This is a genomic window from Methylotetracoccus oryzae, from assembly GCF_006175985.1.
Taxonomy (GTDB): domain Bacteria; phylum Pseudomonadota; class Gammaproteobacteria; order Methylococcales; family Methylococcaceae; genus Methylotetracoccus; species Methylotetracoccus oryzae.
The window spans coordinates 1-3,881 of the sequence record NZ_SRSH01000038.1; the positions used below are offsets into that span (position 1 = coordinate 1).

Below are 3,881 nucleotides of genomic sequence, written 5' to 3' on the forward strand. Positions count from 1 at the left end.
GCTGTCGTCGGCCATCGTCGTCTCCACGTTCAGGTTGTCTTTCGCACTTTCAACCTTACCGGAGTTCGCGATGGCCTCCCATCTCTGACCCTCGATTTACACCACGTCGCTGGACTCTACCGGGTGCTCTGCCCTGGCGGGCGCTCAACCTGGTGTTGGACTAGGCGGAACTGCATCAACGCGAATTACTGGAGGACTGGGAACTGTGTATGCATCTCAAGCAGCCGAAGCCGATTCCACCCTTGACATAAGGCCCGTGGCACCGTGGCGCGTCGCAAAGGCCGATGCCGGGGTGGACTTTCGCTTGTCGGTGTCGTTCATGGACGGCCTGAGCGGAATCATCGATTTGCGCGACTGGCTGCATTCCAGGCGCATCGACGGTACGCTCTTCGAACCGTTACGTGATGAAGCGTTCTTTCGGCAGGTACGGGTCGATCTTGGCGCTGTCACGTGGCCCAATGGGGCCGACTTGTCGCCTGATGCCATGTATGACGCCATTCGGCGGGACGGGTGCTGGGCGCCGAACTGAAGGGTTCGACGGCGTTGTGTCTGCTACGTCGGTGACAGCGGTGTGATAGAAGCCGCAGGGACGAACAACAGAAACCGTTCAATCACTTGTTGTGAGGCCTAGCGCGGCCGTGACTGAGATTCAGACGAAATCGACCTCCCGCAATACAGCACAAGCGAATGACACTGTGCTGCGCGAAACGGAATCGATCCGGCTCATATTTCGGCCTGCCATCGTCGAAAACTCGGCCAATCCCGCGGCTGCGGTTCGAGGAGTGTTCCTCTATCAGCGGAAGGCGCGCAGCGATACATGGGTCGATTTCGAGACGATTCCCCTGACCTCAGTAAAAAGCGGGGAGGGCTTCAGGCTCGAACTCAGGTCCGAAGAGCTACTCGGCCTGTATCAGGTACTGGGTGGCCTCTACTGCATCAAGAGCGAACAGGGAGTGCCCCTGGGGCGTAAGAGGTTCGTTGAGGTCACCCCTCCGCTTGAGCGCCTCCAACAGCTCTCCAGGGAGGACTTCTCGACGGCCCTCAATGCGAATCGCGCGCTTGGCCGTCATCTGTTGACGAAGCTGCTCGCTTGGGCTGCGGCCCTCGACGATGCAAGTACCCTTGTTGAGAAACTGCTGGAGGTTGCCCCATCCTCATTGGCCAAGCTTAATGCGGCCATCGGGCTCCAACGGCTTCGTGAGGCCTTGGCAACCTGGGACGCTAATCGAGACAACACGGATGAGGAGTTCTGGCAGCGGCAGCTCACCGAGAATTCCTTCGTGCTAGAGCACGTCTTTTCTTGGCCAGCATCGATAGTCGCCGGCAAGGCTTACGTCGGAGGGAAGTCGGTACTGAACGCGGGTGGAAACCTGGTCGACTTCCTTCTCAGGAATAGGCTAACTCAGAGTGCAGCGCTCATTGAGATTAAGACCCCGGGGACGCCACTCCTTGGGGGGCGCTACCGTCAGACGTACAACGTTTCAACCGAGCTCTCTGGCGCTGTCATGCAGGCCTTGAACTACAGACATTCCCTGCAGGACAACTACCGCCAGATCCAAGGCCACAGCGATGATCTGTTCGACTCGTTCGACCCGCAGTGCGCCGTCATTATTGGGAATACGAGGCAGTTGGGCGATCGTCAAAAGACTAAGGCGTTCGAGCTCTTCCGCCACCAGTTCCCGGGCCTTGCCGTTATCCCCTTCGATGAACTGTTCGACAAGGCGCGGAAGCTTGTCGAGCTCTTGGAGCAGGAACCGAATCAGGAAATGGAACGCCTTGTGGATGAAGTCCCGTTCTAGGCGCCTCGACAAGCCGCTCGTGCGGGTGGTGCTGCGAGCCACCGCACAGCCTTTGCATGAATAATATGGGGTCGCGGTAGGGACGGGGATTACTCCCCGCCCCTACCGCGACCCAAGTTTATTGCCCATGGTGCACGATATTGGCCGAGGTTTGTGCCGCTTGTTTTCGCGGGCCGGCTAACTCGAACGGCAGTTTTCTGTTGAACCGAGGATAAAAAATTGGAACTCGAAGCTTTTCTTTATAAAAACAGGATTTCAGAAGATGATTGGAAAAAGGCTGAAATTCCCTTTGAAGAATTGTTAAGAATTGAATCTGACTATAGATTAAAAGTCCCCCATCTGAATGAATCAGCCGAATTCTTGGTAAAAGTGCTGCAAAAATGTGATCAAGTTCATTCTGTTAGATGGCGGGTGAAAGACCCGGAGCACGTTTTAGAAAAGATTGTCAGAAAGAAAGCTTCAGCAAGCCCAAAGTACAAAAATGTATCAGTAGAAAACTATGCTGAGCTCATTACTGATTTAGTCGGTGTGCGGGTTTTGCATTTATTTAAAAATGAATGGCTGGAAATTCATCACTATATTAAGGAATCTTGGGTTCCTGTAGAGGCGGTTGTTGCTTACATTCGTGAAGGTGATGAAGGTGTGGTAGTAGAGAGTTACAGAGAAAATGGCTGTGATGTCCAAACTCATTCGGCAGGATATAGATCAGTTCATTACATTATATCAATGCAGCCAACTCTTAAAAAAATAATTTCCGAGATTCAGGTTAGAACTATATTCGAAGAAGGCTGGAGTGAAATTGACCATAAAGTCCGTTACCGAAACTTCATGGATAACAAATTGGTTTCCTACTTTCTGACTATATTTAACCGACTGTCTGGAAGTGCTGACGAAATGGGAACCTTTGTTAATGATTTGGTTGCTGACATAAAATGGAAAGACTTGCAGCTTGACGTGAAGCAAAAAGAACAGATTGGGCATCTATCGAAAATCGAAGAACTTGCTCAGGAGTTGAGCAAGGAAAAGTCAGAAAACAAATCAAAAGAATCAAGCCTCAGAAAATTAAAAGAAGAAATTGAAAGTGTTAGAAAAAATTCTATAGAAATACCTGACATAAGCAAATCCAAGTCATTGATGGATGAAATAAATACGATGACCGCTTTGTCGAGAGAGGCACTGAAGTTTTCTCGGATTGGCAGCCTAAATTCCGCACAATTAGAGGCGATAAAGCTTTCGGATATGACAAGATTTTCCTCGGCTTATGATGATGTTTTGAATAGCATGAAGAAAATCGACAAAACGAAGCTCTTGTATGATCCCATTTCAGCGAAAGCGACCGTGGTTAAAAGGTCGAAGAGAGACGATCCAGATAAAGACGAAAAATAGGGGGAAAATCGAATAATAGGGGGTCGCGGTAGGGACGGAGATTACTCCCCGCCCCCCGCACAGATCCGTACGAGCGGAACTACCGCATACGGCTCCTGCCTCAGGTCATGACGCGAAGCGCACCGTCGGATACGGATGACGCTGCTTAACCGACGGGAAGTATTTCCGAACCAGGGAGAAAATCGGGGTCAGGGAGAAGATCGGGGTCAGTTCTTTATTTGCTAATGACACCCCGATGGGCTATTCGTCATGGCAATGATCAGAGGCTATCCGGTAACCGGACTTCAATCCAGTTGGAGCGAGGATGGAGCCCCGTTGGGCCGCGAGCTTTTCTCACTCCGGCGCGTTGAAAATGCCGCGGTCTGTTCCCACTCGCTCGAATAGAGCGCTCCTTCTGAACGCTGTTACGCAGGACTTCACACTGGCAGCATCGTGCTCCCGCCCGAGTCTTGCGTACAGCGCTGCGCACGCCATCCGCGGCTTTCAGCCATTCTGACGTACGAATAGACAGGGACGGCGAAGATGCAGATCCTCCCCCTGCGGCGCCCAGATTTCGAGCGATGGAACCTACGTAGTCGCCCCTGCGGAAGGGCTGGAAGCCGCATGGTATATGGAGTTTTGGCGTTTAGCGGGGTATCGAAATCCCGCGGAATTTGCTGGGATAGGCCGCAATAGTTGAGGGATTTTGGGGCTGAT

The 3,881-nt window shown here is 52.1% G+C and carries 3 protein-coding genes; all 3 read left to right on the top strand.

The genetic code is table 11. From position 1 onward, the window contains the following. The first annotated feature begins 205 nt into the window (after nucleotides 1–205). A complete protein-coding gene (locus BWR02_RS21405; RefSeq protein WP_236102483.1) occupies nucleotides 206–529 on the top strand; it encodes a DUF2442 domain-containing protein in 324 nt (107 codons plus the stop codon). Nucleotides 530–638: 109 nt separating this feature from the next. After that, nucleotides 639–1,799: a Shedu immune nuclease family protein gene (locus BWR02_RS20690; protein ID WP_328591540.1), complete on the top strand. Its 1,161-nt coding sequence runs from the start codon at nucleotides 639–641 to the stop codon at nucleotides 1,797–1,799. Nucleotides 1,800–2,018: 219 nt separating this feature from the next. Beyond that, nucleotides 2,019–3,185: a RelA/SpoT domain-containing protein gene (locus BWR02_RS20695; protein ID WP_139559809.1), complete on the top strand. Its 1,167-nt coding sequence runs from the start codon at nucleotides 2,019–2,021 to the stop codon at nucleotides 3,183–3,185. Nucleotides 3,186–3,881: the final 696 nt, after the last annotated feature.